The sequence below is a fragment of the Streptomyces sp. NPDC005808 genome, assembly GCF_042871385.1.
GTDB lineage: Bacteria > Actinomycetota > Actinomycetes > Streptomycetales > Streptomycetaceae > Streptomyces.
Map to the genome: position 1 here is coordinate 15,213 of NZ_JBIAIK010000007.1, position 26,058 is coordinate 41,270.

A 26,058-nucleotide genomic window follows, 5' to 3' on the forward strand; every position below is an offset into this window, starting at 1 on the left:
GGGGTTGAAACCGGACCGGAGAGTGGTAATCCCACGCGAGGGGGACATGCGCGGTGGCTCGCCGCGGCGCGGATCGGGGGGCTGATGATGAGCATCGAGACCGCTGAGCACGGCAGGGGGGTGCCGTGGGGAGACGTGCTGCTGTCCGCGGTCGCCGCTGTGAGCTGGGCACTGATCGGAATGGCGGGCACGGCCGCGCTGGGTCTGCATCTGCTCGGCGCGGACGCGGCGGCCTCCCTGGGGCCGATGACGGCGGCGGTTGTGGCACTCGGGGCGGGTGGTTCGGTCACGCCGTCCGGCGATGTGTCGGCCTTCGGCCTGACCGGAGCGGAGGCCACCACGGCCATACAGATCACGCCACTTGGCGTGGGCCTCGTGGGCGCGCTCCTGCTGTCGTGGTTCTTCTTACGATCCCTGCGCGGAGCGGGAGCTGTGATCGCGCCGTCCGAGCTACTCGCGCGCACGGCATCGGTGATCGCCCTCTTCGTGGCGATGCTCGGCGGGCTTGCCTGGACCGGCCACGACATCATCACCATCGACGGCAGCGAACTGGGTCTCGACCAGCTGCCGGGCGCCGACGGAGCGGGCGGCATCACGGACCAACTCCCCGGCGGGCTCGGGGACATCGGGGACATCGGCGGGCTGCTGCCCGACCAGATCGGCGACCTCGTGGACGCGCAGGCGGCCGTGGGCTTCACCGTCGACACCGTGCCGACGCTGCTCGGCGGCGCGGTCTGGGCTGCCGGGATCCTGGTGATCGCGCTGCTCGCCTCTCGTCGTACGCCGCTGCCGCCCGGCTGGGACTCCGTGCACCGGGTGGTGCGGCCGGCCGCGTCCGCGCTGGTCACGGTGTTGCTGGTGGCGGTCCTGGCCGGGTTCGCGGCGGCGGCGTACGCGGCGGTCGGCGACGAGAATCCCAAGCGGATCGCGGGCGCTGCCCTGCTCGGCGCACCCAACGGCGTCTGGCTCGGCATCCCCGTCGGCCTCCTCGTACCCGTGGACGGACAGGCCACGGGCGAACTCGCCAAGCTGCTGCCCGACCCAGTGGATGAATTGCTCGGCATCAGCTCCGACCAGCCGATCACCCTGGGCCGTCTCGCCGAACTGGACAGCCGGGTCTGGCTGTTGGGCGTCGCGGCCGCGATGACGATGCTGTTCGCGGGCGTTCTCGCCGCCGCGCGTACGCCGTTTGTACGGGCGCGGGATGCCGCAGTCGCCGCAGGACCGGGTGGTGCGGATGTACGGGGACAGAGTGCTCTCGGTTTCGCGGGGCGCTGCGCTCTTCGGCTCGGGATCGTGACGGCACTGGCACTGCCGCTGCTGGGGTGGCTGACGCAGGTGTCCGTGGACGCCTCGCTGTCGGTGCTCGGCTTCGACGCGTTCGGCGCGGGGATCGAACTGCGCGGGCAGCCGGGCATGGCGCTGCTGCTCGGCGCCCTGTGGGGTGCGGGCGCGGGAGCGGTGGGGGCGCTGCTGGCGTACGCGAGCGGAGCCGCGGGGCACCGGGCGGCGCCGCTCGCGCGGGGTGGCGCCACTGCTCCGGCTGCTCAGGGGCCCGCGGAATTCCCCCGGCAGCCGGGACCGTACAGCCCGAGTGCGCCGCACCGGGCGCCGAACCCGGACACCAATCCGTATCTGCGCCTGCCCGACGAACTGCGGGAGCCCGAGGACAGCCGGCCCGCCGAGCGGGCGCGGCCGCCCGATGTGTACGGCGCGCCGACGGTGATCGGGCCGTACACACCGCCACCCGCGCCGTCGAAACGGCGGTCGCAGTCGCGGGGTACCCCTCCTCCGCCGCCCCCGCCCCCGCCCGGGGAAGGGCCGCCGCCACCCGGGAGCCCCCGGGGCCGGGACTGACCCCGGACCGGACCAGAGCGGAGGGGACCGGACCGGACTCGACGGGCATGGGTTGATCACTGCCCGGCGTGAGCGTCGCTGCTGGGACATGCCCACGCTACGAAGCGGACACCCAGTGTTTCCTGTCCGCAGGGCGGACCTCAGGGGCGGAGCCTCAGGGTGCCCGATACGGTGGATAGCACCATGAGCGCATCGCAGACCTCTGATGTCCCCACACTTCTCGTCAAGATCTTCGGCAAGGACCGGCCGGGGATCACGGCCGGCCTCTTCGACACTCTTGCCGCCTACTCCGTCGACGTGGTCGACATCGAGCAGGTCGTCACCCGCGGCCGGATGGTGCTGTGCGCGCTCGTGACCGAGCCGCCCGGCGGGCTCGAAGGTGATCTGCGGTCGACCGTCCACAGCTGGGCGGAGTCGATGAAGATGCAGGCGGAGATCATCTCCGGCCTCGGTGACAACCGGCCGCGCGGACTGGGGCGCTCGCTCGTCACCGTGCTCGGGCACCCCCTCACCGCGGAGTCGACGGCCGCGATCGCCGCGCGGATCACGAAGGCCGGCGGAAACATCGACCGGATCTTCCGGCTCGCCAAGTACCCCGTGACAGCCGTCGAGTTCGCCGTGTCCGGTACGCAGACCGAGACGCTGCGTACCGCTCTGGCACCGGAGGCCGCGAGGCTCGGAGTCGATGTCGCGGTGGTCGCGGCCGGGCTGCACCGCAGGGCTCAGCGCCTGGTCGTGATGGATGTGGACTCGACGCTCATCCAGGACGAGGTGATCGAGCTCTTCGCCGCGCACGCCGGCTGCGAGAAGGAGGTCGCCGAGGTGACGGCGGCCGCGATGCTCGGCGAGCTGGACTTCGAGCAGTCGCTGCACGCGCGCGTGGCGCTCCTGAAGGGTCTGGACGCCTCGGTGGTGAACAAGGTGCGCGACGAGGTCCGGCTAACGCCGGGCGCGCGCACGCTGATCCGTACGCTGAAGCGGCTCGGCTTCCAAGTCGGCGTCGTCTCCGGCGGGTTCACACAGATCACCGATGACCTCAAGGAACGGCTCGGGCTGGACTTCGCGCAGGCCAACACCCTGGAGATCGCCGACGGAAAGCTGACCGGCAGGGTCACCGGCGAGATTGTGGACCGCGCGGGCAAGGCGAGGCTGCTGCGCCGGTTCGCCGCCGAGGCGGGTGTGCCGCTCGCCCAGACGGTGGCGATCGGCGACGGTGCGAACGACCTCGACATGCTCAACGCGGCAGGTCTCGGCGTCGCGTTCAACGCCAAGCCGGTCGTACGCGAAGCCGCACACACCGCCGTGAACTTCCCCTTCCTGGACACCGTTCTGTATCTGCTCGGTGTCACGCGCGAAGAGGTCGAGGCGGCTGACATGCACATGGACGACCACTGAGCTCAAGAGCTACTGCTGAGCTCGAGAGCTACTGAGCCCAAGAGCTACTGAGCTCAGACGCTCGCTCGCGAGGGGGCCCGGCACCGGGATGGTGCCGGGCCCCTCTCTGTCTCCTGGCCGGGTCCGGTCAGTCGCTCGGTGCCCAGTAGTCGATCAGCGTGGCCGCGCCGGGCTCCAGGGACTTCCAGGAGCCGTCGAAGGAGAGCACCGCGAAGGCGGCGGCGGGGAATCCCCTGCCGTTCATCCGGGTGCGGGCGTCGCCCTCGGCCTGTCCGGCCAGGATCTCGGCGAGGCCCTGCACTCCTGGGTTGTGGCCGATCAGGACTACGTTCTGCGCGTCTTCGGGGGTTTCGTTGAGCAGGGCGATCAACTCGCCTGGCGAGGCTTCGTAGAGCCGCTCCTCATAGACCGTTTTCGGCCGGTGCGGGAGCTCATGGACGGCGAGCTTCCAGGTCTCGCGGGTCCGAGCCGCGGTGGAGCAGAGGGCCAGATCGAAGGGGATGCCGGTATCGGCCAGCTTGCGTCCGGCGACGGCTGCGTCCTTGCGGCCCCGGTCGGCGAGCGGCCGCTCGTGATCGGACACCTGTGGCCAGTCGGCTTTCGCATGCCGGAAGAGGACAATCCTGCGGGGTTCTGCGACGCTCATGTGTCCCAGCTTCGCATGAAACACGCCATGGGGCGCAGGGAGTTGAGTCGCTGCCCCGGGAGGGGTGACAGGGGCTCCTGGGCGAGGAGGCGAGGCGGTTGACGGCGCGTGGGGCAGGCGGTCACCACGCCTGGTGGCGGCGTGAATCCTGGCACCTGGTGGCATGCGGGGCCGGCAGGATGCGTGTTGCCTCGCAGATCACGGCGCTTGGTTCAGCACCGTCTGCTGCACGCGCTCGAAGACGTCCGTGATCGCGGGGCTGCCGCCCGCCGCGTGCGCGTCCACCGGATTGAGTATCAGGAGCAGCAGGGTGACGAAGGCGAGCATCGGCAGCGCGAGGGCCCACCAGGGCAACCGGATGTCGATGCGGCCCTTGGCCGCCGGATGGAGCCGGGGGTGCGTAGGGGCCGACATGCCGCCTCCGTGGTCTTCGAGTGGTTCGTGGCCGCGTCCTCGCGGTCACAGTTCGAAGTTACGGAATCCGGGGCCCCCAACCCATCCGGTGATCCACCCACTTGACCCTGACACTCACCCCCTAGGGGATGGTGGGGCCAGCACCACCACGGACGCCGGGCGTGCCCCCGCGAAGACCCCGCCGGACCCACTGGCGGCGCCTTGGTCAGGGTGAGGCGATCGTCGCGATGATGCCGATGATCACGGTGATGGCGAGGAACGTGCCGAAGACGAGCAGCATCTTCTTCTGGCCGTTCTGGGGGTTCGGATCGAGCACTGGCATACGGCCAGTCTCGCACCCTTCGCCCGCCCCATCACGGGTGGGGTCATCACCTCACGAACGGGAGCGGATCCCTCCGGCCACGTCCGGATCTCTCCGGGCACGTCCGGATCCCTCCGGGCACGTCCGGATCTCGCATCAGCCCGTCCGGATCTCTCATCAGACAGTTCGGCGCGCGGCCTCGTCCTCCACCGTACGGTCGCGGCCTGCGAGGATGCCCACCCCGATCTGCGGGATCATCAGCCCGGCCATGAGCGCGAGGGGCAGCCCCCAGCCGCCGCTGTGCTGGTAGAGCACGCCCACCAGGAGCGGTCCGGGAATGGAGATCAGATAACCGGCGCTCTGCGCGAAGGCCGACAGCTTGGCCACGCCCGCCCCCGTCCTGGCCCGCATGCCGACCATCGTGAGAGCCAGCGGGAAGGCGCAGTTGGAGACGCCGAGCAGCAGGGCCCAGGCCCAGGCGCCGCCTGCGGGGTCGAGGTAGAGGCCCGCGTATCCGGCGAGGCCGCAGACGCCGAGGGCGACCACGATCGGTCCCTGGTGGGGCAGGCGCGTGGCGAGGCGGGGTATGACGAAGGCCAGCGGCACGCCCATCACCATCGTGACGGCGAGGAGCAGCCCCGCGGTGCCGGCGGCGACTCCCGCGTCGCGGAAGATCTGCGCCATCCACCCCATCGTGATGTACGCGGCGGTGGCCTGAAGCCCGAAGAACACGGCGAGCGCCCAGGCGGTACGGCTCCGGATGATCCGCAGCCCGTCGGGCACCTGCGGGTCCTGGCCGGAAGCCCCGTACCCCGAAGGACCTCGCGCACCGGGCACGGAAGACCCCCGCCGAGCGCTCTCGTCGGCCCCCCGCACGCCTGCGAGCGGTATCCACGGCAGTACGGCCACCGCCGCCAGCCCTGCCCACACCACGAGCCCGGCCCGCCAACCGCCGCCCAGGGCACCGGTCATGGGAACGGTCACGGCCGCCGCGGCCGCGGTGCCCAGTGCGAGGGCCATGGAGTAGAGCCCGGTCATGGAGCCGACCCGCTCCGGGAACCAGCTCTTGACGATCACCGGCATCAGCACGTTGCTGACGGCGATGCCCATGAGCGCGAGTGCGGTGGCGGCCAGGAAACCGGCCGTGTTCCAGGCGTACGGCCGGATCGCCAGACCCGTCGCGATGGCGACCATGCCCGCGCAGACGACGGCGCCGGCCCCGAAACGGCGGGCGAGCCGCGGCGCCATCACCCCGAATACCGCGAAACAGAGCGGCGGTACGGAGGTGAGCAGCCCGGCGACGCTGCCGCTCATGCCGAGTCCGTCGCGTACCTCTTCCAGGAGAGCGCCGAGGCTCGTGATAGCGGGCCGCAGGTTGAGGGCCGTGAGGACGATCGCGACGACCACCAGACGCGTCATCCACGCGCGCGTGGCGGGCGTTTCGCTCTCGGTCTCCGTCCCGGTGCCTGCGGAGCTGCGTACGGGTGTGGCCGACATCGTCCGGGTCTCCTCGCTCACCATGTCGCCCATCATAGAATCATGGGATGATTGGTTGTCCAATCCCCTTGCGTTAGTCTCCGGAGCCTCCGGCCCCGTTCGAAGGACCGTCATGCCGCTGAGTCACCCTCGCCGTTCGGCACTGTCCGAGCAGGTCATCGCCGAGCTGCGGAACCAGATCACCTCTGGCGAGTGGCCGGTGGGCTCCCGCATCCCGACCGAGCCGGAGCTCGTCGAGCAGCTGGGCGTCGCCCGCAACACGGTCCGCGAAGCCGTCCGCGCGCTCGCGCACAACGGCCTGCTCGACATCCGGCAGGGCTCGGGCACCTATGTGGTGACGACCAGCGAACTGGCGGGCGTGATGCACCGCCGCTTCGCGGACGCCGATCCGCGGCACATCGCCGAGCTCCGCGCCACGCTGGAGTCGAGCGCCGCGAAGCTGGCCGCCGAGCGGCGCACCGAGCGCGACCTCAAACAACTGGACGGCCTGCTCCTACGCCGTGAGGAGGCCTGGGAGTCGGGCGACGCGGAGGCCTTCGTGACCGCCGACGCGACACTCCATCTGGCGGTGGTGGCCGCAGCCCACAACGACGTCATGACGTCGATGTACGCCGACCTGGGCGAAGTACTGCGCGACTGGCTGCGCGAGGACGTCGGCAAGGAGCTGACGCCGGAGACGCACATGGACCACGCGCGGCTGGTGGACGCGATCCGTGCGGGCGACGCCGAGGCGGCTGCCACAGAGGCCGCGAGCTATCCGTTCCTGTGCCGCCCGGGACGGCTCAACCCACAGGGCCCGGTCGTCACTTCTGGTGGCTGACCCAAGCCGACCGGATCTCCTTCCAGCACCGGCCGGTCAGCCGTACGGTTTCCGCCGGGCCCGCGCCGACGGGGGCGCCGTCGCTGTCGATGTCCCACCAGCGGTCGCACTCGATGTGCAGGCGTACGCGATCGGTGTCCACATAGGGGTTGTGGCAGTACGCGACGGCATGCGAACCGGTGACCGTGGTGCGGCACTCGGCGCCGAAGGGTTGTTGCACGGCCGGGATGTCGGATTCCACGCGCGCGTGGGGCACGGCGTCCGACGGCAGAGCCGTCACGAGAGCGACAGCGGCGAACACCGGGGCGAAACGGCGGCGGGACAGGCGCACAAGGGGACCTCCTCGGCCGTACGGCTGCGGGGCGGTGCGTCCTCCCAGCGTGCGTGGTGAGCAGCCCCGGATGCCCGTCAAATAGGCCTAACGGGTGACGCCCCGCTCCCCGCGCCCTGCGGGAAACGGGGCGCCGGCCGCGCAGGAGAAATCACGCACCGATGGCGTGCAGACCGCCGTCCACGTGGATGATCTCGCCGGTGGTCTTCGGGAACCAGTCGCTCAGCAGTGCGACGATGCCCTTGCCGGCCGGCTCCGGGTCCTTGAGGTCCCACTCCAGCGGGGAGCGGTTGTCCCACACGGCGGCGAGCTCGGTGAAGCCGGGAATGGACTTGGCGGCCATCGAGCCGAGCGGGCCCGCGGAGATCAGGTTGCAGCGGATGTTCTGCTTGCCCAGATCGCGGGCGAGGTAGCGGCTGGTCGCCTCCAGGGCGGCCTTGGCCGGGCCCATCCAGTCGTACTGCGGCCAGGCGTACTGCGCGTCGAAGGTGAGGCCGACGACGGAGCCGCCGTTCTGCATCAGCGGCAGACAGGCGGTGGTCAGCGACTTCAGGGAGTAGGCCGAGACGTGCATGGCGGTGGCCACCGACTCGAACGGGGTGTTGAGGAAGTTGCCGCCCAGGGCGTCCTGCGGCGCGAAGCCGATGGAGTGCACGACGCCGTCGAGGCTGCCCAGCTCCTCGCCGACGATGTCGGCCAGGCGGGCGAGGTGCTCGTCGTTGGTGACGTCGAGCTCGATGACCTTGGTCGGCTTGGGGAGCTTCCTGGCGATGCGCTCGGTCAGCGTGGGCCGCGGGAACGCGGTCAGGATGATCTCCGCGCCCTGCTCCTGGGCCAGCTTGGCGGCGTGGAAGGCGATGGAGGACTCCGTCAGTACACCCGTGATCAGGATGCGCTTGCCCTCGAGAATTCCGCTCATGGTGATCAGTGACCCATGCCCAATCCGCCGTCGACAGGAATGACGGCTCCAGTGATGTACGAAGCCTCGTCCGAGGCGAGGAACCGCACCGCGGCGGCGATCTCCTCGGGCCGCGCGTAGCGGCCCAGCGGCACCTGCTTCACGATGCCGGCACGCTGCTCGTCGGTGAGCACCTTGGTCATGTCGGTGTCGACGAAACCGGGTGCGACGACATTGAAGGTGATGTTGCGCGAGCCCAGTTCACGGGCGAGCGAGCGCGCGAAGCCGACCAGGCCGGCCTTGGAGGCGGCGTAGTTCGCCTGGCCCGCGGAGCCGAGCAGCCCCACGACCGAGGAAATCAGTACGACGCGGCCCTTCTTGGCACGCAGCATGGCTCGGTTGGCCCGCTTCACCACACGGAAGGTGCCCGTGAGGTTGGTGTCGAGGACGGACGTGAAGTCCTCTTCGGACATACGCATCAAGAGCTGGTCCTTGGTGACCCCGGCGTTGGCGACGAGCACCTCGACCGGACCGTGCTCGGCCTCGATCTCCTTGTAGGCCTGCTCCACCTGCTCGGAGTCGGTGATGTCGCACTTCACCGCGAGGCAGCCCAGATCGGTGAGAGCGGCCGGTGGCTCGCCGGAACGGTACGTGATCGCGACCTTGTCACCGGCCTCGGCGAACGCGCGGGCGATGGCGAGGCCGATGCCCCGGTTGCCTCCGGTGACGAGAACCGAGCGGCTCAACGGATCACCCTTTCGATAACGGTCCGAAGCCCCTGCACAGGGCAGGCGCCTTACTCGAAAACCTATCGGTCCCGCCCGGCTTGCGGAGAATCGGGCACCGACAGTCGCACAGGGGACTCACTGTCGGATCCCTACAGAAAGCCGTGGCCCACCCGCCGAAAGCCCGCGGACCGCCCACCGACGGACAACCCCGCCGTCCAAAGGTGTCGCAAGGCACCGGAAAGACGTGGCCTCCGACCCCGCCCGCGCGACATGATCGGACCGACAGGCCACGACAGCAGGGAGACCTCCGTGCCTCATTCCATCGACGAAGCCTTCACGGCACTACCGCTGCGCGCTCTGGCCGACGCCGCGCTCGCGCGGGCCCGGGCGCTGGGCGCCGACCATGCCGACTTCCGGTTCGAGAGGGTGCGCAGCGCGGCCTGGCGGCTGCGGGACGCCAAGCCCGCCGGGTCCTCCGACACGACGGACCTCGGGTATGCGGTGCGCGTCGTGCACGGCGGTACCTGGGGTTTCGCGTCGGGGGTGGATCTGACGATGGACGCCGCCGCGAAGGTCGCCTCGCAGGCCGTGGCGATGGCGAAGCTGTCGGCCCAGGTGATCAAGGCGGCCGGATCCGAGGAGCGCGTCGAGCTGGCCGACGAGCCGGTCCATGCCGACCGGACGTGGACCTCGTCGTACGAGATCGATCCCTTCTCCGTGCCTGCCGAGGAGAAGGCCGGGCTGCTCGCGGAGTGGAGCGCGCGGCTGCTCGCGGCCGACGGCGTCAGCCATGTCGACGCCTCGCTGCTGACCGTGCACGAGAACAAGTTCTACGCCGACACCGCTGGGACCGTGACCACACAGCAGCGCGTACGGCTGCACCCGCAGCTGAACGCCGTCGCCGTCGACGAGTCCAGCGGTGAGTTCGACTCGATGCGGACCATCGCGCCGCCCGTCGGGCGTGGCTGGGAGTACCTGACGGGCACCGGCTGGGACTGGGAGTCCGAGCTGGAGCGGATTCCGGAACTCCTCGCCGAGAAGATGCGCGCACCGAGCGTGCAGGCGGGGCTGTACGACCTCGTCGTCGACCCGTCCAACCTGTGGCTGACCATCCATGAGTCGATCGGACACGCCACCGAACTGGACCGGGCGCTCGGCTACGAAGCCGCGTACGCCGGGACCTCCTTCGCCACCTTCGATCAGTTGGGCAAGCTGCGTTACGGCTCCGAGCTGATGAACGTCACCGGCGACCGGACCGCCGAGCACGGACTCTCGACGATCGGGTACGACGACGAGGGGGTGGCGGGCCAGTCCTGGGATCTCGTCAAGGACGGGACCCTCGTCGGCTACCAGCTCGACCGGCGTATCGCGAAGCTGACTGGCTTCGAGCGCTCCAACGGGTGCGCGTACGCCGACTCCCCCGGCCATGTGCCCGTGCAGCGCATGGCGAACGTGTCGCTCCAGCCGGATCCCGCCGGGCTCTCGACCGAGGACCTGATCGGGAGCGTCGACCGGGGCATCTACGTGGTCGGTGACCGCTCCTGGAGCATCGACATGCAGCGCTACAACTTCCAGTTCACCGGGCAGCGGTTCTTCAGGATCGAGAACGGCCGGATCACGGGCCAGCTGCGCGATGTCGCGTACCAGGCGACGACCACCGACTTCTGGGGCTCGATGGCGGCCGTCGGCGGCCCGCAGACGTACGTCCTGGGTGGTGCCTTCAACTGCGGCAAGGCCCAGCCGGGTCAGGTCGCGGCGGTCTCGCACGGTTGCCCGTCGGCCCTCTTCAAGGGCGTCAACATTCTCAACACCACGCAGGAGGCCGGTCGATGAGCACGACGACTTCTACGAACAAGCCGCACGAGGTTGTCGAGCGCGCCCTCGCACTCTCCCGCGCCGACGGTTGCGTGGTGATCGCCGACGAGGAGTCGACCGCGAACCTGCGCTGGGCGGGCAACGCGCTGACCACGAACGGGGTCACCCGCGGGCGCACGCTCACCGTCATCGCCACCGTCGACGGCCGCGAGGGCACGGCGTCCGGAGTCGTCTCGCGTTCGGCCGTGACCGCCGACGAGCTGGAGCCCCTGGTGCGGGCCGCGGAGGCGGCGGCGCGCGGCGCGGGTCCCGCCGAGGACGCCCAGCCGCTCGTTTCGGGCGTGCCGGAGTCCCCCGACTTCACGGACGCGCCCGCCGAGACCTCGTCCGCCGTGTTCGCGGACTTCGCGCCGGCCCTCGGCGAATCGTTCGCCCGCGCGCGTGCGGGCGGCCGGGAGCTCTACGGGTTCGCCAACCACGAGTTCGTGTCCAGCTATCTCGGTACGTCGACGGGGCTGCGGCTGCGGCACGATCAGCCCAAGGGGACGCTGGAGCTCAACGCCAAGTCGCCGGACCGTACGCGTTCGGCGTGGGCGGGGCGGTCGACACGGGACTTCAAGGACGTCGACCCGGCGGCGCTGGACGCCGAGCTGGCCGTACGGCTCGGGTGGGCCGAGCGGCGTATCGACCTGCCCGCGGGGCGCTACGAGACGCTGCTGCCGCCGACCGCCGTCGCGGACCTGCTGATCTACCAGCTGTGGTCGGCGTCGGCCCGGGACGCGGCCGAGGGCCGGACGGTGTTCAGCAAGCCCGGTGGCGGGACCCGGGTAGGCGAGACGCTCACCGAGCTGCCGCTGACCCTGCGCAGCGACCCGCACGAGCCGGGGCTCGAAAGCTCGCCGTTCGTCCTCACCCACTCCTCCGGCGACGACGCGTCCGTGTTCGACAACGGGCTGCCCCTCAAGGCGACCGAGTGGATCCGCGAAGGTGAGCTGAAGCACCTGACCAGCACCCGGCACAGCGCGGGCCTGACCGGGCTGCCGGTGGCGCCGTCGATCACCAACCTGATCCTGGACGGCGGAGACGACCGTTCCCTGGAGGAGATGGTCGCCGCCACCGGGCGGGGTCTCCTTCTGACCTGCCTCTGGTACATCCGCGAGGTCGACCCTGCGACCCTGCTGCTGACCGGGCTGACCCGGGACGGCGTCTACCTCGTCGAGAACGGCCAGGTCGTCGGCGAGGTCAACAACTTCCGGTTCAACGAGTCACCGGTGGGCCTGCTGGGGCGGGCGACGGAGGCGGGGCGGACCGAAAAGACCTTGCCGCGCGAGTGGAGCGATTGGTTCACTCGGGCCGCGATGCCCGCGCTGCGCATCCCGGACTTCAATATGAGCTCTGTCAGTCAGGGCGTATAACCTCGTACGAGCTCGACCGGACCTTCCAAGGAGATACGAGAACCGTGACGGACATCGTCGACGAACTGCAGTGGCGGGGGCTGATCGCCCTCTCCACTGACGAGGACGCATTGCGCAAGGCGTTCGCGGACGGTCCCGTCACGTTCTACTGCGGCTTCGACCCGACCGCGCCGAGCCTGCACCTCGGAAACCTCGTGCAGATCCTGACGATGCGCCGCATCCAGCAGGCGGGCAACCGCCCGCTGGGTCTGGTCGGCGGCGCCACCGGGCTGATCGGCGACCCGAAGCCGAACTCCGAGCGCACCCTGAACTCGCCCGAGGTCGTCGCCGAGTGGGTGGGGCGGCTGCGCGCGCAGATCGCACCGCTGCTGGACTTCGAGGGTCCGAACGCCGCGGTGATGGTCAACAACCTGGACTGGACCGAGGGCCTGTCGGCCATCGAGTTCCTCCGGGACATCGGCAAGCACTTCCGGGTCAACAAGATGATCGCGAAGGAGGCCGTCTCCCGGCGGCTCAACTCCGACGCGGGCATCAGCTACACGGAGTTCAGCTACCAGATCCTGCAGGGGATGGACTTCCTGGAGCTGTACCGCAGGCACGGCTGCACACTGCAGACCGGCGGCAGCGACCAGTGGGGCAACCTCACCTCGGGCACCGACCTGATCCACCGGGTCGAGCCGGAGGCCGTGGTGCACGCGCTGGGCACCCCGCTGATCACCAAGGCGGACGGCACCAAGTTCGGCAAGACGGAGTCCGGCACGATCTGGCTGGACGCCGAGATGACCACGCCGTACGCGTTCTACCAGTTCTGGCTGAACGCGGACGACCGGGACGTCTCCAAGTTCCTGCGCATCTTCAGCTTCAGGTCCCACGAGGAGATCGAGGAGCTGGAGAAGCAGACCGAGGAGCGCCCGCAGGCCCGCGCGGCCCAGCGCGCGCTCGCCGAGGAACTGACGACGCTGGTGCACGGAGCCGACCAGACGGCCGCCGTGATCGCCGCGTCCAGGGCCCTCTTCGGGCAGGGCGAGCTGGCCGAGCTCGACGAGAGGACGCTGACCGCTGCCCTCTCCGAGGTTCCGCACATCCAGGTCGCCGAGCTGGCGCCCACGGTGGACCTCTTCGCCGAGGTCGGCCTGGTGGCCAGCAAGTCGGCCGCACGCCGCACGGTCAAGGAGGGCGGCGCGTACGTGAACAACGCGAAGGTCCCCGCCGAGGACGCGGTCCCCGCCAAGGAGGACCTGCTGCACGGACGCTGGCTGGTGCTGCGCCGGGGCAAGAAGAACCTGGCGGCCGTGGAGGTCACCGGGGCCTGAGGCCCGAATGCACGACGAAGGGGCGGACACCCGTGGCGGCGTCCGTCCCTTCGTCGTACGTAGGGACGGTCAGGCTCGCTGTTTGTTGCCCCGCACCGCCATGTACGCCATGTCGCCCAGGAAGACGATGACAATGGCGGCGCCGAGCTGCAGCGCGTGCCGGCCCCAGTCGATGCCGCTCGTCTCGTCGATCCCGACGGCCCGGGCGATCGCGTTGCCGACGATGGCACCGATGATGCCGAAGATGGTGGTCAGCCAGAGTGGGCTGTGCTGCTTGCCCGGAAGGATGGCCTTGGCCAGCAGACCCAGCACAAACCCGACGATGATCGCCCACAACCAGCCCATGGCTGCCTCCTAGTACGGCTCTACGCGAGCATTACGCTCAGTGTCGGACCGTCCGCCATACGGCGCATGTCGGGCGGGGCCATACGCGGTACGACCCATCAGGTACGGCCCGTGGGAACGCGCCCCGGTCTCGAAGACGACGCAGCCCCGGCGTAACCTGAAGGCTGTTCGGACCTGCCTCCCTGGCCGGGTTCGGACCGGGTAGGTCCGGGGAGAGTCCGATACGGGCGGGTGGTGGAACGTGCTGCGGAAGAAGAGCGACAGCCAGGTCTTCCGGATCACCGGAGCCAGGCAGGGGCTCGACGAGGACGTACGCGGCAGACAGCGTCGCTATGTCATCTCCATGTCCGTCCGCACGGTCGCCGTGATCCTCACCGCCGTCCTCTGGAACGTCGAGCGTCATGTCGCCGTGGTCACCCTGGTACTGGGCGTCCTTCTCCCCTACATCTCCGTGGTGATCGCCAACGCGGGCCGGGAGAACGTGCCGTCGTTGCCCTCGACGTTCATCGCCGCCCCCACCCGTCCGATGCTCGCGCCGCCGCGGCAGGACGGCTTCGCGGAACCCGTACCGGAAGACGTCGCGACCGACTCGGGGACGAGGCTGCGGGCCGAGCCGCACGACCCGAGCTGACCGCGCCGCCGCCCGGCGCCACCCTGGAGCTGACCACGGAGGATCCGCCGGAAACGGAACCCAACGGTGCGCTAAGCTCAAGAAAAGCTCAGATCAATCATGTTGTTCCGGTGCCAGGCACCGGGTCCCCCATGACATACTTCGTACGCGCTCCGCATCCCCCGTCGGAGCGACGGACCGACGCCGGGCAGCTCCCCCCGTGGCTGCTCGGCGTCGCCTTTTCGGAGCTGATTCCAGAGCTGTTTTTCGAGCTGTTTTCGGAGCCGTCTAGGGTGGGGGCGTGACCTTCCCGCTCTTCCCCGACGCCTCCCCCTCCACTCCTCAGTGCTCGGCCAAGGCCTGTCGTGCCGACGCGGAGTGGGTGCTCGCGTGGAACAACCCGAAGCTGCACACTCCGGAGCGCCGCAAGACGTGGCTCGCGTGCGAGGACCACCGCGAGCATCTCTCCAAGTTCCTTGGTGTACGCGGGTTCCTGAAGGACGTCGTACCGCTGGCGGAGTGGGAGCCGGACGAGGTCCGCTAGCCGCCGATCGCCGACATCGGGCGCTCCGGCTGGAGGAAGGACGGGTCGTCCAGGCCGGAGCCCGCCTTCTTTCCCCACATGGCGAGCCGCCAGATGCGGGCGATCTCCTCGTCGGGGGCGTCCGAGCGCAGGGCGGCCCGCAGGTCGGTCTCCTCGGAGGCGAACAGGCAGGTGCGGACCTGGCCGTCGGCGGTGAGGCGCGTACGGTCGCAGGCCGAGCAGAACGGGCGGGTGACCGAGGCGATCACGCCGACGCGGTGCGGACCTCCGTCGACGATCCAGCGCTCCGCGGGGGCGGAGCCGCGGACGGCGGCAGCCTCCTCGGTGAGCTCGAAACGGGTGCGCAGCGAGGTGAGGATGTCTCCGGCGGTGACCATGCCCTCACGCTTCCAGCCGTGCTGGGCGTCCAGCGGCATCTGCTCGATGAACCGCAGTTCGTAGTCGTGCTCGACGGCCCAGGCCAGCAGGTCCGGGGCCTCGGTCTCGTTCAGGCCCGGCATCAGGACCGTGTTGACCTTGACCGGGGTCAGGCAGGCGTCGCGGGCGGCTTCGAGGCCCGCGATGACGTCGTGGTGGCGGTCCCGGCGGGTGAGGGTCTTGAAGACGTCGGGCCGCAGGGTGTCCAGCGATACGTTCACCCGGTCCAGGCCTGCCGACTTCAGGGCCGCGGCGGTGCGCTTGAGGCCGATGCCGTTGGTGGTGAGGGACATCTGGGGGCGGGGCTCAAGGGCGGCGACCCGCTCGACGATGCCGACGAGGCCGGGGCGCAGCAGGGGCTCGCCGCCGGTGAAGCGGACCTCGGTGATACCGAGGCTGGTGACCGCTATGGCGATGAGGCGGACGATCTCGTCGTCCGTGAGCAGGTCGGGCTTGGCCAGCCACTGCAGGCCCTCTTCGGGCATGCAATAGGTGCACCGCAGATTGCACTTGTCGGTCAGCGAGACGCGCAGGTCGGTGGCCACCCGGCCGTAGGTGTCGATGAGCACGTGGGCCCCCTCCCTCGATGCGGATCTTTTTCTCCCGTACACCAGCGAGCCTACGTGACGGGACCGACATCGGCGGAGGCCCGATCCCACCAGACACGGCGCGGCCGCGTCGTAGGGATCTACGACGCGGCCGTCACCAGGAATTTCTCAGTGCGCTCCGGTACCGGTGAGGGACCGGACCTCCAGTTCGGCGTACTTGCCGGTGTCGGGCTCCTCCTTGGACAGGAGCGTGCCGAGCCAGCCCAGCAGGAAACCGACCGGGATCGAGATGATGCCGGGGTTCTCCAGCGGGAACCAGTGGAAGTCGACGTCCGGGAACATCGACGTGGCCTTGCCCGAGACCACCGGTGAGAACAGCACCAGGCCGACCGCCACGGTGAGACCGCCGTAGATCGACCAGAGCGCGCCCTGCGTCGTGAACCTCTTCCAGAACAGGCTGTAGAGGATCGTCGGCAGGTTGGCCGAGGCGGCGACCGCGAAGGCGAGGGCGACCAGGCCGGCGACGTTCAGGTCGCGGGCGAGGGCGCCGAGGCCGATGGAGACGACACCGATGGCGACCGTGGCGTAGCGGGCGGCGTTGACCTCTTCCTTCTCGGTGGCCTGGCCCTTCCTGATGACGTTCGCGTAGATGTCGTGCGCGAACGAGGAGGACGAGGCGAGGGTCAGGCCGGCGACGACCGCAAGGATCGTGGCGAAGGCGACCGCCGAGATGGTGGCGAGCAGGATCGCGCCCCATGCCGAGTCGACGCCGCCGAGATGGAGGGCGAGCAGTGGTGCAGCCGTGTTGCCCGCCTTGTTGGAGGCGATGATCTCGTCCTGCGAGATGAGGGCGGCCGCTCCGAAGCCGAGCGCGATGGTCATCAGGTAGAAGCCGCCGATGATGCCGATCGCCCAGATCACGGACTTCCGCGCGGCCTTGGCGTTCGGGACCGTGTAGAAGCGGATCAGGATGTGCGGCAGGCCGGCGGTGCCCAGCACCAGCGCGATACCCAGCGAGATGAAGTCGATCTTCGAGGTGGTCGTGAGGCCGTACTTGAGGCCCGGCTCCAGGAAGGCCGAGCCCTTGCCGCTGTTGCTGGCCGCCGAGCCGAGCAGGTCGGAGATGTTGAAGTTGAACTTGAGCAGCACCAGGAAGGTGATGAGCAGGGTGCCCGCGATGAGCAGGACGGCCTTGACCATCTGGACCCAGGTGGTGCCCTTCATGCCGCCGATCGTCACGTACACGATCATCAGCAGGCCGACGAGCGCGACGATGCCGACCTTGCCCGCGTCGCTGGTGATGCCGAGCAACAGGGAGACCAGGACACCGGCGCCCGCCATCTGGGCCAGCAGGTAGAAGATCGAGACGACGATCGTGGAGGTGCCTGCCGCCGTGCGGACCGGGCGCTGGCGCATGCGGTACGCGAGGACGTCGCCCATCGTGTACTTGCCGGAGTTCCGCAGCGGTTCGGCGACCAGGAGCAGCGCCACCAGCCAGGCGACCAGGAAGCCGATGGAGTACAGGAAGCCGTCGTACCCGAAGAGGGCGATGGCGCCCGCGATGCCGAGGAAGGACGCGGCGGACATGTAGTCGCCGGAGACGGCGAGGCCGTTCTGGAAGGCGCTGAAACTGCGCCCGCCCGCGTAGAAGTCGGCCGCGTCCTTGGTCTGGCGGCCTGCCCAGACGGTGATGACGAGGGTCGCCACGACGAAGACGGCGAACAGGGAGACGATCAGCGGCCGGTGCTCGCTGGCTTCACCGGCGGCGATGACGAACTGGGGGCTCATTCGCCGCCCTCCAACCGTGACTTGATGGCTTCGCCCTTGGGGTCGAGGTTCACGGTGGCGAACCGCGAGTACCACCAGGCGATGAGGAACGTGGTGATGAACTGGGCGAGGCCGAGGACCAGGGCGACGTTGATGTTGCCGAACAGCTTGGTGCCCATGAAGTCGCCCGCGTAGCTGGAGAGCAGGACGTACAGCAGGTACCAGGCGATGAAGCCGATGGTCAGCGGGAAGGCGAAGGAGCGGTAGGAACGGCGCAGTTCACCGAACTCCGCGCTCTCCTGCGTCTCGACGAACTTCTCGGTCGACGGGAGCTCAGGTTGTGCCTTTGAGGGGGGCGGTGTGTCGGTGGCCACGGAGTCTCCTCGCGTTGCGGGTGCGGTTACGACGGTGGACGGGGGCGAGCCGGGGCTCGCGGTCGGGGACGGTCTGAGTAGGGACATGACTGTTTCTGACCTCACGATGACGTGGATCACGTGGACCGGACGGCACTGTCAGGTGGCCACGGGCGTGATCCAGCAGGGGCTCGATCGTGCTCGGGCTCCCTGCTCAAGGTCACGGCGCCACGCGTGGCCGGGTTCAACTCGCGGCACTTCTTTCAGAAGTCATCGCCGGAAGTCATTGCTGCCCAGGTCGGAGGGGAGATAGCTTCAGCCTGCACCACTCCGTCATATACCTGCCCGAGCACCAATCTTGTGTTCGGGCAGCTCGTTTTCCGGATGATGTGGAGATCCCATGGCTCATCTGCGTTCCAGACGCCGGCTCGCCCTCGCGGTGCCCGTCGTCCTCTCGCTCACCGCCTCGCTCGGCTTCCTGCCGGGTGCCGCGTCGGCGACCCCGCTCACGGCGACCGCCGCGACGAATGCGGACGGCCCGGTTCTGCCCTACGTGGTCAACACCAAGGCCGACCACCGCACGGTCGAGTCGGTGAAGAAGGCCATCGTCAAGGCCGGCGGCACCGTCGTCATCGCGTACGAGAAGATCGGTGTCATCGTCGTCCACTCGGCCAACCCCGCCTTCGGCGAGCAGATCCGCGCGGTGCGTGGAGTGCAGTCGGCGGGCGCGACACACACGGCGCCGCTGACCGCCGCGGGGACCACGGAGGAAGGCGCGGCGCAGCTACTGTCGGCGGCGGACGCCGCCGAGCTCTCGCAGAGCGCCGCGGCCGGCCAGGAGCCCCTGGAGGCCGACCAGTGGGACCTGCGCGCGATCGGCGCCGACCAGGCCGCGAAGATCAACCCGGGCAGCAAGAACGTGACGGTCGCCGTGATCGACACCGGCGTCGACGACACCCACCCGGATCTCGCCCCGAACTTCTCCGCCTCGCAGTCCGCGAACTGTGTGGGCGGCAAGCCGGACACGACGTACGGCGCCTGGCGCCCCGTGGACGCCGACCACTACCACGGCACGCACGTCGCCGGTGAGATCGCCGCCGCCCGCAACGACATCGGTGTGGCGGGCGTCGCGCCGGGTGTGCGGGTCGCCGGCATCACGGTCGCCGAGCCGGACGCCGGGCAGCTCTTCTTCCCTGAGAGCGTCGTCTGCGCCTTCGTGTTCGCCGCCGACCACGGCGTCGAGATCACCAACAACAGCTACTACGTGGACCCGTGGCTCTACAACTGCCTGGACGACCCCGACCAGCGGGCGATCGTCGACGCGGTGAACCGGGCCCAGCTGTACGCCCAGAAGAAGGGCACCCTCAACGTCGCCGCGGCGGGCAACGCCAACGACGACCTCGACTCGGACGCCATCGTCGACGACTCCAGCCCGGACGACTCGACCCCGGTGCCCCGCACGATCGACCCGCACGAGTGCTTCGACATCCCGACCCAGCTGCCGGGTGTCGTCACGGTGAGCTCGACCGGCGTCAACAGCACCAAGTCGTACTTCTCCACCTACGGCAAGGGCGTCGTCGATGTCGCGGCCCCGGGTGGCGACAAGTATCAGATCCCGGACACGCCGTCGCAGAACGGCCGCATCCTCTCCACGATGCCGAACAACCAGTACGCCTTCCTGCAGGGCACGTCGATGGCGTCGCCGCACGCCGCCGGTGTCGCCGCGCTGCTGAAGTCCACGTACCCCAAGGCGACCCCGGCTCAGCTCCAGGCGCTCCTCAAGGCCCAGGCGGACAGCCAGAGTTGCCCGACCGCTTACGACGGCGACGGCGACGGCGTCGTGGACGCCACCTGCGTGGGGGGCAAGGGCCTGAACGGCTTCTACGGGGCCGGGATCATCAACGCACTGCGGGCGGTCAAGTAACACCGCGGTCAATCACGCCAGGCCGCCCGCCACTTGAGCCTCCGCACGGCTCGTACAGCTCGTATCGCGAACGAAACTGGAGACACCCATGACAGCGCCTCTCAAGCGCTCCCGTCGAGCCATAGCCATCCCGCTGGGGATGGCCACGGCCACCGCTCTCGCCTTCCTGCCGAACGCCGGCGCGTCGGCGGCCGAGGCGGAGGCACCCCAGCAGGTCGCCGCCGACGCGACCGCGCTCAGCTATGTCGTCAACGTCCAGCCCGGGCACGCGCCTTCCTCCACCGTGAAGAAGGCCATCGCGGCGGCGGGCGGCACGATCGTGACGTCGTACGACCAGATCGGCGTGATCGTCGTCCACTCGTCGAACGCCGACTTCGCCAAGACGATCCGTGGCGTGCGCGGTGTTCAGTCGGCCGGCAACACGCGCAACGCGCCGCTGCCCGCGCAGTCGACCACCGATGTGGGCACTCCGACGGTTCTCACCGCCGAGGAGGTCGCGGAGGTGACGAACACTCAGGCGGTCGCCGGGCAGGACCCGTTGGAGCCGCTGCAGTGGGACCTGCCCGCCATCAAGGCGGACAAGGCGCACGAGACGTCGCTCGGCAGCAGCAAGGTGACGGTCGCCGTCATCGACACCGGCGTCGACGACACGCACCCCGACATCGCGCCCAACTTCGACCGCGACGCGTCGGTCAACTGCGTGACGGGCAAGCCGGACACGGCCGACGGGGCATGGCGCCCGAGCGCGGCCGAGAGCCCGCACGGCACGCACGTGGCGGGCGAGATAGCCGGCGCGAAGAACGGCGTCGGCATCACCGGTGTCGCGCCCGGCGTGAAGGTCGCCGGCATCAAGGTGTCGACCACGGCCGGCTACTTCTACACGGAGGCGGTCGTCTGCGGCTTCGTGTGGGCCGCCGAGCACGGCGTCGATGTCACCAACAACAGCTATTACACGGACCCCTGGTACTTCAACTGCAAGGACGACCCGGACCAGAAGGCCCTCGTCGACGCGATCACCCGCGCCTCGCAGTACGCCGAGAAGAAGGGGACCGTCAACGTCGCCGCGGCGGGCAACGAGAACTACGACCTGGCCGCCGACTCGATCACCGACCCGGTCTCCCCGAACGACGGGACGCCCTCGGACCGGGTGATCGACCCGTCCAAGTGCTATGACATCCCCACCCAGTTGCCCGGTGTCGTCACGGTCGCGTCGACCGGCGCGAAGGGTCTCAAGTCGTCCTTCTCCAACTACGGCCAGGGTGTCATCGACATCGCCGCGCCGGGCGGCGACTCGACGGCTTACCAGACGCCCGCACCGCCCGCCACGAGTGGCCTGATCCTGGGCCCGCTGCCCGGCGGCAAGTGGGGCTACATGGCCGGTACGTCAATGGCGTCCCCGCATGTCGCGGGCGTCGCCGCCCTCATCAAGTCGACGCACCCGAACGCCTCCGCCGCCCTGGTGAAGGCGCTGCTGTACGCCGAGGCCGACGCCACGCCGTGCACCGACCCGTACGACATCAACAGCGACGGCAAGGTCGACGCGGTGTGCGAGGGCACGACGAACCGCAACGGCTTCTACGGCTGGGGCACCGCGGACGCGCTGGACGCTGTCACCAAGTAGCGGGAAGCGACGTAACGGGAAGCGACGTGTGACGAGGCCGGGCGGCAGTGGGCCGCCCGGCCTCTCTGCGCCCGGCCCCGTGGTCTACATGCTGATTCGGTACACCCGGCATAGTGGCCCCATGACTGCTGAGGACACCACGTTCATCTGGTCGGCCCTGGGTGGCGATCCCGCCCTGGTCCGGCGGATCGAGAACGTCGAACGGAGCGGGGTGCTGGAAGCGCGGCTGCCCGTAAGGGAGTTGGCGCGGGCTTGTGTCGGGGCGTGCGCTCTCGCGGGCGCCGAACTGGCGGCGCGGCGGGCCGGTCTCACGGACGGGCCCGAGGTGCGGGTCGACGACGGGGCCGTGGCCACGGCGTTCGTGAGTGAGCGGCATCTGCTGATCGACGGACGGGCGCCGGTGAACTTCGCGCCGCTGTCACGGTTCTGGCGGACCGCGGACGGCTGGGTGCGGACGCACGCGAACTATCCGCATCACCGCTCGCGTCTGCTGACCGCGCTCGGACTGCCCGAGGACGCGACGGTGGACGCCGTCGCCGCGCACCTCGCGGAGCGGTCCGCCGTGGACGTGGAGGACACCGTGTACGCGGCCGGCGGCCTCGCCGTCGCCCTGCGTTCGGCGAAGGAATGGGCAGCGCACGCGCAGGGGGCGGCGGTGGCGCGCAGGCCGCTGCTGGGCCAGGAACGGATCGCCGACGCACCCGTACGGGCATTCGCGCCCCTCGCCGGTGATCCACTGCTGCCCGCCGCGGGCGTACGTGTCCTGGACCTCACTCGGGTCATCGCGGGCCCGGTCGCGACCCGTACCCTCGCCCTGCTGGGCGCGGACGTCCTGCGGGTGGACTCGCCTCGGCTGCCCGAACTCCCCGACCAGCACGCCGACACGGGCTTCGGCAAGCGGTCCGCCTGTCTCGACCTCGACCGCGGCTCGGACAGGCGGGCCTTCGAGGACCTGCTCGCCGGAGCGGACGTCGTCGTCACCGGATACCGGCCCGGCGCCCTGGACCGGTTCGGGCTCACGCCCGAGGCCCTGGCGGAGCGACGGCCCGGGCTGGTGGTGGCGCAGCTGTCGGCGTGGGGCGCGTACGGACCGTGGGCCGGGCGGCGGGGCTTCGACAGTCTGGTGCAGGTCGCCACCGGGATCGCGGAGACGGAGGGTTCGGCGGAGCGGCCGGGCGCGCTGCCCGCGCAGGCCCTCGACCACGGCACGGGGTACCTGCTGGCTGCCGGGGTGCTCCGTTCGCTGACCGAGCAGACGGAGGAGGGCGGTACCCGGATCGTAGAGCTCGCGCTGGCGCGGACGGCGGCGTGGCTGATGAACGGGACTGCCCCGCAGCCGCCGCCCTCGCACGGCTCGTACGATCCGGACCCCTGGCTCGCCGAGGCCGACAGCGGTCTGGGGCGGCTGCGGTACGCCCGGTCGCCGGTGTCCTTCGCGGGCGGGCCTGACGACTGGGCACGGCCGTCGGGTGCCTGGGGGACCGATCCCGCGTGCTGGTCCTGAGCCGCGGGCCGACCGCGGACGTATCCATGGGCGGAATGCCGTTCCGACCCCTCGGCGGAATGCCGTTCCGCCAGTTGTTTCCCTGCATTTGCCCGAATCTGTGACGACTGGTGAAGATCTTGAGGTGACGTTGACGAGACCGAACGCCGAGGTGAGCGACGCCGACGAGCCGGCGCGGCGCCGGGCCACCGGACGGGCCGTCGCCCTGCTCGCCCTGACGGCGTTGGCGGCGCTGATCCCACTGCTCGGCCCGAGCGCCGCCCTGGACGGCACCGGCGAGGCCGCGGCCCCCGGCGCCGGGGGTATCGCCCTGCTGCGCACGGTGCTGTTCGCGGCGCTGTGCGTTCCGGCCGGAGAACTGTTCGCGGCCCGGCTGGCCCGCGGCGTGCCGGGGGCGCCGCTGGGGGACGCGCCCCGCAGTTGGGCGCCTGCCGCCGCTGTCGCCGGGTTCGTGGCCGCGCTCGGCCTCGCCTCGGTCGTGGCCACCGGAAACCTGTTGCCCGACCAGCTCTCCGACATGGACATCGGCAGTCTCTACGAGACCCGGGAGGGCAAGCTGGCGCTCCTGGAGGTCAACGCCTTCGTGGTGACCGGCCTCTGCACCCTCTACCGTCGCCCCGACCTCCAGGTGTGGCCGCTGGCCGCGGTGGCGGTCGCGGAGGCGCTGCGCGCCCATCCCACGACGGAGTACAGCCCGCTCGTCGGCTCCGGCCTGACCCTCGTACACGTGGTCTGCGCGGCACTGTGGACCGGCGGTCTGCTGCATGTGCTGCGGATGCTCAGAAAATGGGGTCCTTCGGAGGCCGGGGTCGCGCTGTTGGGCCTCTACGCGCGCGTGGCGGTCGTCCTGTTCGCGGCGCTCACCACGACGGGCACGTGGAGCGCGCTGCGCCGGATGCCGCCGGGGACGGTGCTGGACCAGCTGACCACGACGGCGTACGGGCGCACGCTGCTGGCCAAGCTGCTTCTCGTGGCGGTCGTGGCCGCCCTTGCCCTGAGTGCGCGACTTCGGCTGCGCGGGACCGCGGATCCGCTCGGTGCCTGCTCCCCCGCGCGTGCGGAGGTCGTGGCGCTGGGCGTGGTCGTCGTGGTGTCGGGCGTGCTGACGGCGGTGCCCCTGCCGATCAGATGGTGAGCGATTCCCCAGAGCTTCAGATGGTGACAGAGCTTCAGATGGTGACAGAGCTTCAGGTGGAGACAGAGCTTCAGGTGGTGACGAGCACCTTGAGGGCCGTGCGCCCGTCCATCGCCTTGTAGCCGTCGGGCACCCCCTCCAGACCGACCGTCACGTCGAACACGGGCGACGGATCGATGGTCCCGTCCAGGATGTCGGGCAGCAGCTCCGGGATGTACGCGCGCACCGGTGCGACCCCGCCGCGCAGGGCGATGTTCCGGGCGAACAGCACGCTCAGGTCCAGCCCCGTACCGCTGCCGTGCGGAACCCCCACGAAGCCGATGGCACCGCCGTCGCGGGCGATGTTCACGGCCGTGCTCATGGACTGCTCGGTCCCGACCGCCTCGATGACGCAGTGCGCACCCTGACCGCGGGTCAGCTCGCGGACGGCCTCGACGGCCGCGTCGCCTCGCTCGGCGACAATGTCCGTGGCACCGAAGCCGCGCGCGATGTCCGTACGCACCTGGTGGCGTCCGAGCGCGATGATCCGCCCCGCGCCGAGCCGCTTCGCGGCCAGCACGGCGCACAGCCCGACGGCACCGTCCCCGACGACGGCGACGGTGGCGCCCTCGCGGACCCCCGCGCCGACGGCCGCGTGGTGACCGGTGCCCATCACGTCGGACAGCGAGAGCAGGGCCGACAGCAGGCGGTCGTCGGAGGCCGCTTCCTTGGGCAGTTGTACGAGGGTGCCGTCGGCGTAGGGGACGCGGACGGCCTCGCCCTGCCCGCCGTCGTATCCGACAGCGCCCCAGAAGCCGCCGTGCTCGCAGGAGGTGGTGAGCCCTTCTCGGCAGTAGTCGCACACTCCGTCGCACCACGTGAAGGGGGCCACGACCAGGTCGCCGCGCTTGACGCCGGTCACCTCGGAGCCGGTCTCCTCGACGGTGCCGAGGAACTCGTGCCCGATCCGCTGACCCGGCTGCCGGGGCGACTCGCCGCGGTACGCCCACAGGTCGCTGCCGCAGATGCAGGATCGCAGCACCCGGACGACCGCGTCGGTGGGCAACTGCACCACGGGCTCGGGCACGTCCTCCACGCGTATGTCGTACGGGGCGTGGATGGTGGTGGCGCGCATGGCGAGGCTCCTTCTCCTGCGGGGCGTGTGCGGCTGTGCTCAGCGGGGGGTCGAACTCACCTCACCGTACGCCGCCCTCTGTGCGGACTGCGCGCCGAGCGCGCCCAGCACGCCTTTGACCAGCAGGAACTAGGCGGCGACGTACGTGAGCATGATCCAGAAGTCTGGTCTCGGGAGCTGCGGCCAGTCGGCGACTCCGGTCGCGATGAGCGTGTCGGAGAGCAGGAAGAGGGCTCCGCCGAGGCCCGTCACGGGCCCGAGCCGGGTCGCGCCGTACGCCATCGCGGTGAGCAGCAGGCTGTACCCGGCGACGGGGAGACGCAGTTCGGCGGGGAGGTCGGGCCACAGCAGGGTGACGGTGGCGACGAGGGCGATGCCGTACGCGCTGAGAAACCATGCTCTACGCGCGCGTGGCGCACTTTTAGCACTTTTAGCACTTTTGAACAGCGCGAGGTAACACGCGTGCCCTGCCGCGAAGGAGGCCATCCCGGCCAGGAAGGCGGGGTCCGTGTCGAACAGCAGAAGGGTGTCGCCGCCCCAGCCGAAGAGCAGGGCCGCGACGAGCAGCCGGGGGCCGCCGCGTGCGGCCACGTGAGCGGCGAGCAGAGGCATCAGAAGCGGCTTGGCGATCGTGTGCCCCGGGTCGACGCCGGTGGCGAGGGAGACGAGGTCCACGGCGGCCGCCGTGCCGAAGGAGACGAGGAGCACGCGCGCGAGGAGTGGGTTCACGCCCACGCGCGCGAGGC

24 protein-coding genes and 1 pseudogene are annotated in these 26,058 nt (G+C 70.2%); 12 read left to right on the plus strand and 13 right to left on the minus strand.

Annotated features, from left to right (window positions below; all coding sequences use genetic code 11):
• Nucleotides 1-87: 87 nt before the first annotated feature.
• Nucleotides 88-1,857: a streptophobe family protein gene (locus tag ACFYPC_RS17065; RefSeq protein WP_388676325.1), complete on the plus strand. Its 1,770-nt coding sequence runs from the start codon at nt 88-90 to the stop codon at nt 1,855-1,857.
• 183 nt (nt 1,858-2,040) lie between these two features.
• Nucleotides 2,041-3,252, plus strand: coding sequence for a phosphoserine phosphatase SerB (gene serB / locus ACFYPC_RS17070; RefSeq protein WP_388676328.1), 1,212 nt, complete (start codon nt 2,041-2,043; stop codon nt 3,250-3,252).
• A 127-nt stretch (nt 3,253-3,379) separates the two neighbouring features.
• Here serB and ACFYPC_RS17075 read toward each other — a convergent pair whose 3' ends face one another.
• The 4 genes from ACFYPC_RS17075 to ACFYPC_RS17090 all read right to left on the minus strand — a co-directional run bounded on the left by ACFYPC_RS17075 (nt 3,380) and on the right by ACFYPC_RS17090 (nt 6,146).
• Entirely contained in the window at nt 3,380-3,898 is a 519-nt protein-coding gene (locus ACFYPC_RS17075) for a SixA phosphatase family protein (protein ID WP_388676331.1), read from the minus strand.
• Nucleotides 3,899-4,096: 198 nt separating this feature from the next.
• The gene (locus ACFYPC_RS17080) at nt 4,097-4,312 is read right to left on the minus strand and encodes a hypothetical protein (protein ID WP_388676335.1); all 216 of its coding nucleotides are present in this window, start codon (nt 4,310-4,312) and stop codon (nt 4,097-4,099) included.
• Between the two features lie 205 nt (nt 4,313-4,517).
• Nucleotides 4,518-4,634 carry an SGM_5486 family transporter-associated protein gene (locus ACFYPC_RS17085; RefSeq protein ID WP_365444689.1) on the minus strand — a complete coding sequence of 39 codons (117 nt, stop codon included), beginning with the start codon at nt 4,632-4,634 and terminating at the stop codon, nt 4,518-4,520.
• A 156-nt stretch (nt 4,635-4,790) separates the two neighbouring features.
• Nucleotides 4,791-6,146, minus strand: a complete 1,356-nt coding sequence (locus ACFYPC_RS17090; RefSeq protein ID WP_388676338.1) for a CynX/NimT family MFS transporter — start codon at nt 6,144-6,146, stop codon at nt 4,791-4,793.
• 76 nt (nt 6,147-6,222) lie between these two features.
• On the opposite strand from ACFYPC_RS17090, the gene ACFYPC_RS17095 reads away from it, so the two are divergent.
• Nucleotides 6,223-6,930: a FadR/GntR family transcriptional regulator gene (locus tag ACFYPC_RS17095; RefSeq protein WP_388676340.1), complete on the plus strand. Its 708-nt coding sequence runs from the start codon at nt 6,223-6,225 to the stop codon at nt 6,928-6,930.
• On the opposite strand, the gene ACFYPC_RS17100 is transcribed toward ACFYPC_RS17095, so the two are convergent.
• From ACFYPC_RS17100 to fabG, 3 genes are all read right to left on the minus strand, one after another.
• Nucleotides 6,914-7,261, minus strand: coding sequence for a hypothetical protein (locus ACFYPC_RS17100; protein WP_388676342.1), 348 nt, complete (start codon nt 7,259-7,261; stop codon nt 6,914-6,916). The genes ACFYPC_RS17095 and ACFYPC_RS17100 overlap by 17 nt on opposite strands.
• A gap of 151 nt (nt 7,262-7,412) precedes the next feature.
• Complete coding sequence (gene fabI, locus ACFYPC_RS17105) at nt 7,413-8,180, minus strand: enoyl-ACP reductase FabI (RefSeq protein ID WP_388676344.1); 768 nt, start codon at nt 8,178-8,180, stop codon at nt 7,413-7,415.
• A 5-nt stretch (nt 8,181-8,185) separates the two neighbouring features.
• Complete coding sequence (fabG, locus tag ACFYPC_RS17110) at nt 8,186-8,905, minus strand: 3-oxoacyl-[acyl-carrier-protein] reductase (protein WP_388676347.1); 720 nt, start codon at nt 8,903-8,905, stop codon at nt 8,186-8,188.
• 252 nt (nt 8,906-9,157) lie between these two features.
• Here fabG and ACFYPC_RS17115 point away from each other — a divergent pair, with 252 nt between their 5' ends.
• Genes ACFYPC_RS17115 through tyrS form a run of 3 tightly spaced genes read left to right on the plus strand, consistent with a single transcriptional unit; the run spans nt 9,158 to nt 13,430 of the window.
• On the plus strand, nt 9,158-10,720 hold the full coding sequence (locus ACFYPC_RS17115) for a TldD/PmbA family protein (protein WP_388676350.1): 1,563 nt from the start codon (nt 9,158-9,160) through the stop codon (nt 10,718-10,720).
• Nucleotides 10,717-12,117, plus strand: coding sequence for a metallopeptidase TldD-related protein (locus ACFYPC_RS17120; protein WP_388676353.1), 1,401 nt, complete (start codon nt 10,717-10,719; stop codon nt 12,115-12,117). The genes ACFYPC_RS17115 and ACFYPC_RS17120 overlap by 4 nt, the downstream gene beginning before the upstream one ends.
• A gap of 44 nt (nt 12,118-12,161) precedes the next feature.
• The gene (gene tyrS / locus ACFYPC_RS17125) at nt 12,162-13,430 is read left to right on the plus strand and encodes a tyrosine--tRNA ligase (RefSeq protein WP_388676356.1); all 1,269 of its coding nucleotides are present in this window, start codon (nt 12,162-12,164) and stop codon (nt 13,428-13,430) included.
• 69 nt (nt 13,431-13,499) lie between these two features.
• Here tyrS and ACFYPC_RS17130 read toward each other — a convergent pair whose 3' ends face one another.
• A complete protein-coding gene (locus ACFYPC_RS17130) occupies nt 13,500-13,775 on the minus strand; it encodes a GlsB/YeaQ/YmgE family stress response membrane protein (protein ID WP_388676359.1) in 276 nt (91 codons plus the stop codon).
• Between the two features lie 244 nt (nt 13,776-14,019).
• On the opposite strand from ACFYPC_RS17130, the gene ACFYPC_RS17135 reads away from it, so the two are divergent.
• Together ACFYPC_RS17135 and ACFYPC_RS17140 are read left to right on the plus strand one after the other, a co-directional pair.
• Complete coding sequence (locus tag ACFYPC_RS17135; RefSeq protein ID WP_388677269.1) at nt 14,020-14,406, plus strand: DUF3099 domain-containing protein; 387 nt, start codon at nt 14,020-14,022, stop codon at nt 14,404-14,406.
• A gap of 280 nt (nt 14,407-14,686) precedes the next feature.
• Nucleotides 14,687-14,929 (plus strand): hypothetical protein, encoded by a 243-nt coding sequence (locus ACFYPC_RS17140; RefSeq protein ID WP_365444719.1) that lies wholly within the window; start codon nt 14,687-14,689, stop codon nt 14,927-14,929.
• Here the strand turns inward: ACFYPC_RS17140 and moaA are convergent.
• The 3 genes from moaA to ACFYPC_RS17155 form a co-directional block, all read right to left on the minus strand.
• Nucleotides 14,926-15,915: a GTP 3',8-cyclase MoaA gene (gene moaA, locus ACFYPC_RS17145; RefSeq protein ID WP_388676362.1), complete on the minus strand. Its 990-nt coding sequence runs from the start codon at nt 15,913-15,915 to the stop codon at nt 14,926-14,928. The genes ACFYPC_RS17140 and moaA overlap by 4 nt on opposite strands.
• A 147-nt stretch (nt 15,916-16,062) precedes the next feature.
• Entirely contained in the window at nt 16,063-17,682 is a 1,620-nt protein-coding gene (locus ACFYPC_RS17150) for a cation acetate symporter (protein ID WP_388676365.1), read from the minus strand.
• A complete protein-coding gene (locus ACFYPC_RS17155) occupies nt 17,679-18,035 on the minus strand; it encodes a DUF485 domain-containing protein (RefSeq protein WP_388676368.1) in 357 nt (118 codons plus the stop codon). The genes ACFYPC_RS17150 and ACFYPC_RS17155 overlap by 4 nt, the downstream gene beginning before the upstream one ends.
• 379 nt (nt 18,036-18,414) lie before the next feature.
• On the opposite strand from ACFYPC_RS17155, the gene ACFYPC_RS17160 reads away from it, so the two are divergent.
• From ACFYPC_RS17160 to ACFYPC_RS17175, 4 genes are all read left to right on the plus strand, one after another.
• Nucleotides 18,415-19,938 (plus strand): S8 family serine peptidase, encoded by a 1,524-nt coding sequence (locus tag ACFYPC_RS17160; protein WP_388676371.1) that lies wholly within the window; start codon nt 18,415-18,417, stop codon nt 19,936-19,938.
• Nucleotides 19,939-20,026: 88 nt separating this feature from the next.
• Nucleotides 20,027-21,559, plus strand: coding sequence for a S8 family serine peptidase (locus ACFYPC_RS17165; RefSeq protein WP_388676374.1), 1,533 nt, complete (start codon nt 20,027-20,029; stop codon nt 21,557-21,559).
• A 121-nt stretch (nt 21,560-21,680) separates the two neighbouring features.
• Nucleotides 21,681-23,063, plus strand: coding sequence for a CoA transferase (locus tag ACFYPC_RS17170; protein WP_388676377.1), 1,383 nt, complete (start codon nt 21,681-21,683; stop codon nt 23,061-23,063).
• A gap of 124 nt (nt 23,064-23,187) precedes the next feature.
• Entirely contained in the window at nt 23,188-24,198 is a 1,011-nt protein-coding gene (locus ACFYPC_RS17175; protein ID WP_388676379.1) for a CopD family protein, read from the plus strand.
• Between the two features lie 70 nt (nt 24,199-24,268).
• Here the strand turns inward: ACFYPC_RS17175 and ACFYPC_RS17180 are convergent, their stop codons facing one another.
• Entirely contained in the window at nt 24,269-25,312 is a 1,044-nt protein-coding gene (locus ACFYPC_RS17180) for a zinc-dependent alcohol dehydrogenase family protein (protein ID WP_388676382.1), read from the minus strand.
• 39 nt (nt 25,313-25,351) lie between these two features.
• Nucleotides 25,352-26,041, minus strand: a pseudogene (locus ACFYPC_RS17185) (lysoplasmalogenase).
• Nucleotides 26,042-26,058 lie beyond the last annotated feature (17 nt).

Bases quoted from the DNA above. Each gene is read 5' to 3' on its own strand.
- ACFYPC_RS17065 (WP_388676325.1), top strand. From the start codon at position 88: ATGAGCATCGAGACCGCTGAGCACGGCAGGGGGGTGCCGTGGGGAGAC.
- serB (WP_388676328.1), top strand. From the start codon at position 2,041: ATGAGCGCATCGCAGACCTCTGATGTCCCCACACTTCTCGTCAAGATC.
- ACFYPC_RS17075 (WP_388676331.1), bottom strand. From the start codon at position 3,898: ATGAGCGTCGCAGAACCCCGCAGGATTGTCCTCTTCCGGCATGCGAAA.
- ACFYPC_RS17080 (WP_388676335.1), bottom strand. From the start codon at position 4,312: ATGTCGGCCCCTACGCACCCCCGGCTCCATCCGGCGGCCAAGGGCCGC.
- ACFYPC_RS17085 (WP_365444689.1), bottom strand. From the start codon at position 4,634: ATGCCAGTGCTCGATCCGAACCCCCAGAACGGCCAGAAGAAGATGCTG.
- ACFYPC_RS17090 (WP_388676338.1), bottom strand. From the start codon at position 6,146: ATGATGGGCGACATGGTGAGCGAGGAGACCCGGACGATGTCGGCCACA.
- ACFYPC_RS17095 (WP_388676340.1), top strand. From the start codon at position 6,223: ATGCCGCTGAGTCACCCTCGCCGTTCGGCACTGTCCGAGCAGGTCATC.
- fabI (WP_388676344.1), bottom strand. From the start codon at position 8,180: ATGAGCGGAATTCTCGAGGGCAAGCGCATCCTGATCACGGGTGTACTG.
- ACFYPC_RS17115 (WP_388676350.1), top strand. From the start codon at position 9,158: ATGATCGGACCGACAGGCCACGACAGCAGGGAGACCTCCGTGCCTCAT.
- ACFYPC_RS17120 (WP_388676353.1), top strand. From the start codon at position 10,717: ATGAGCACGACGACTTCTACGAACAAGCCGCACGAGGTTGTCGAGCGC.
- ACFYPC_RS17130 (WP_388676359.1), bottom strand. From the start codon at position 13,775: ATGGGCTGGTTGTGGGCGATCATCGTCGGGTTTGTGCTGGGTCTGCTG.
- ACFYPC_RS17150 (WP_388676365.1), bottom strand. From the start codon at position 17,682: ATGAGCCCCCAGTTCGTCATCGCCGCCGGTGAAGCCAGCGAGCACCGG.
- ACFYPC_RS17160 (WP_388676371.1), top strand. From the start codon at position 18,415: ATGGCTCATCTGCGTTCCAGACGCCGGCTCGCCCTCGCGGTGCCCGTC.
- ACFYPC_RS17165 (WP_388676374.1), top strand. From the start codon at position 20,027: ATGACAGCGCCTCTCAAGCGCTCCCGTCGAGCCATAGCCATCCCGCTG.
- ACFYPC_RS17170 (WP_388676377.1), top strand. From the start codon at position 21,681: ATGACTGCTGAGGACACCACGTTCATCTGGTCGGCCCTGGGTGGCGAT.
- ACFYPC_RS17180 (WP_388676382.1), bottom strand. From the start codon at position 25,312: ATGCGCGCCACCACCATCCACGCCCCGTACGACATACGCGTGGAGGAC.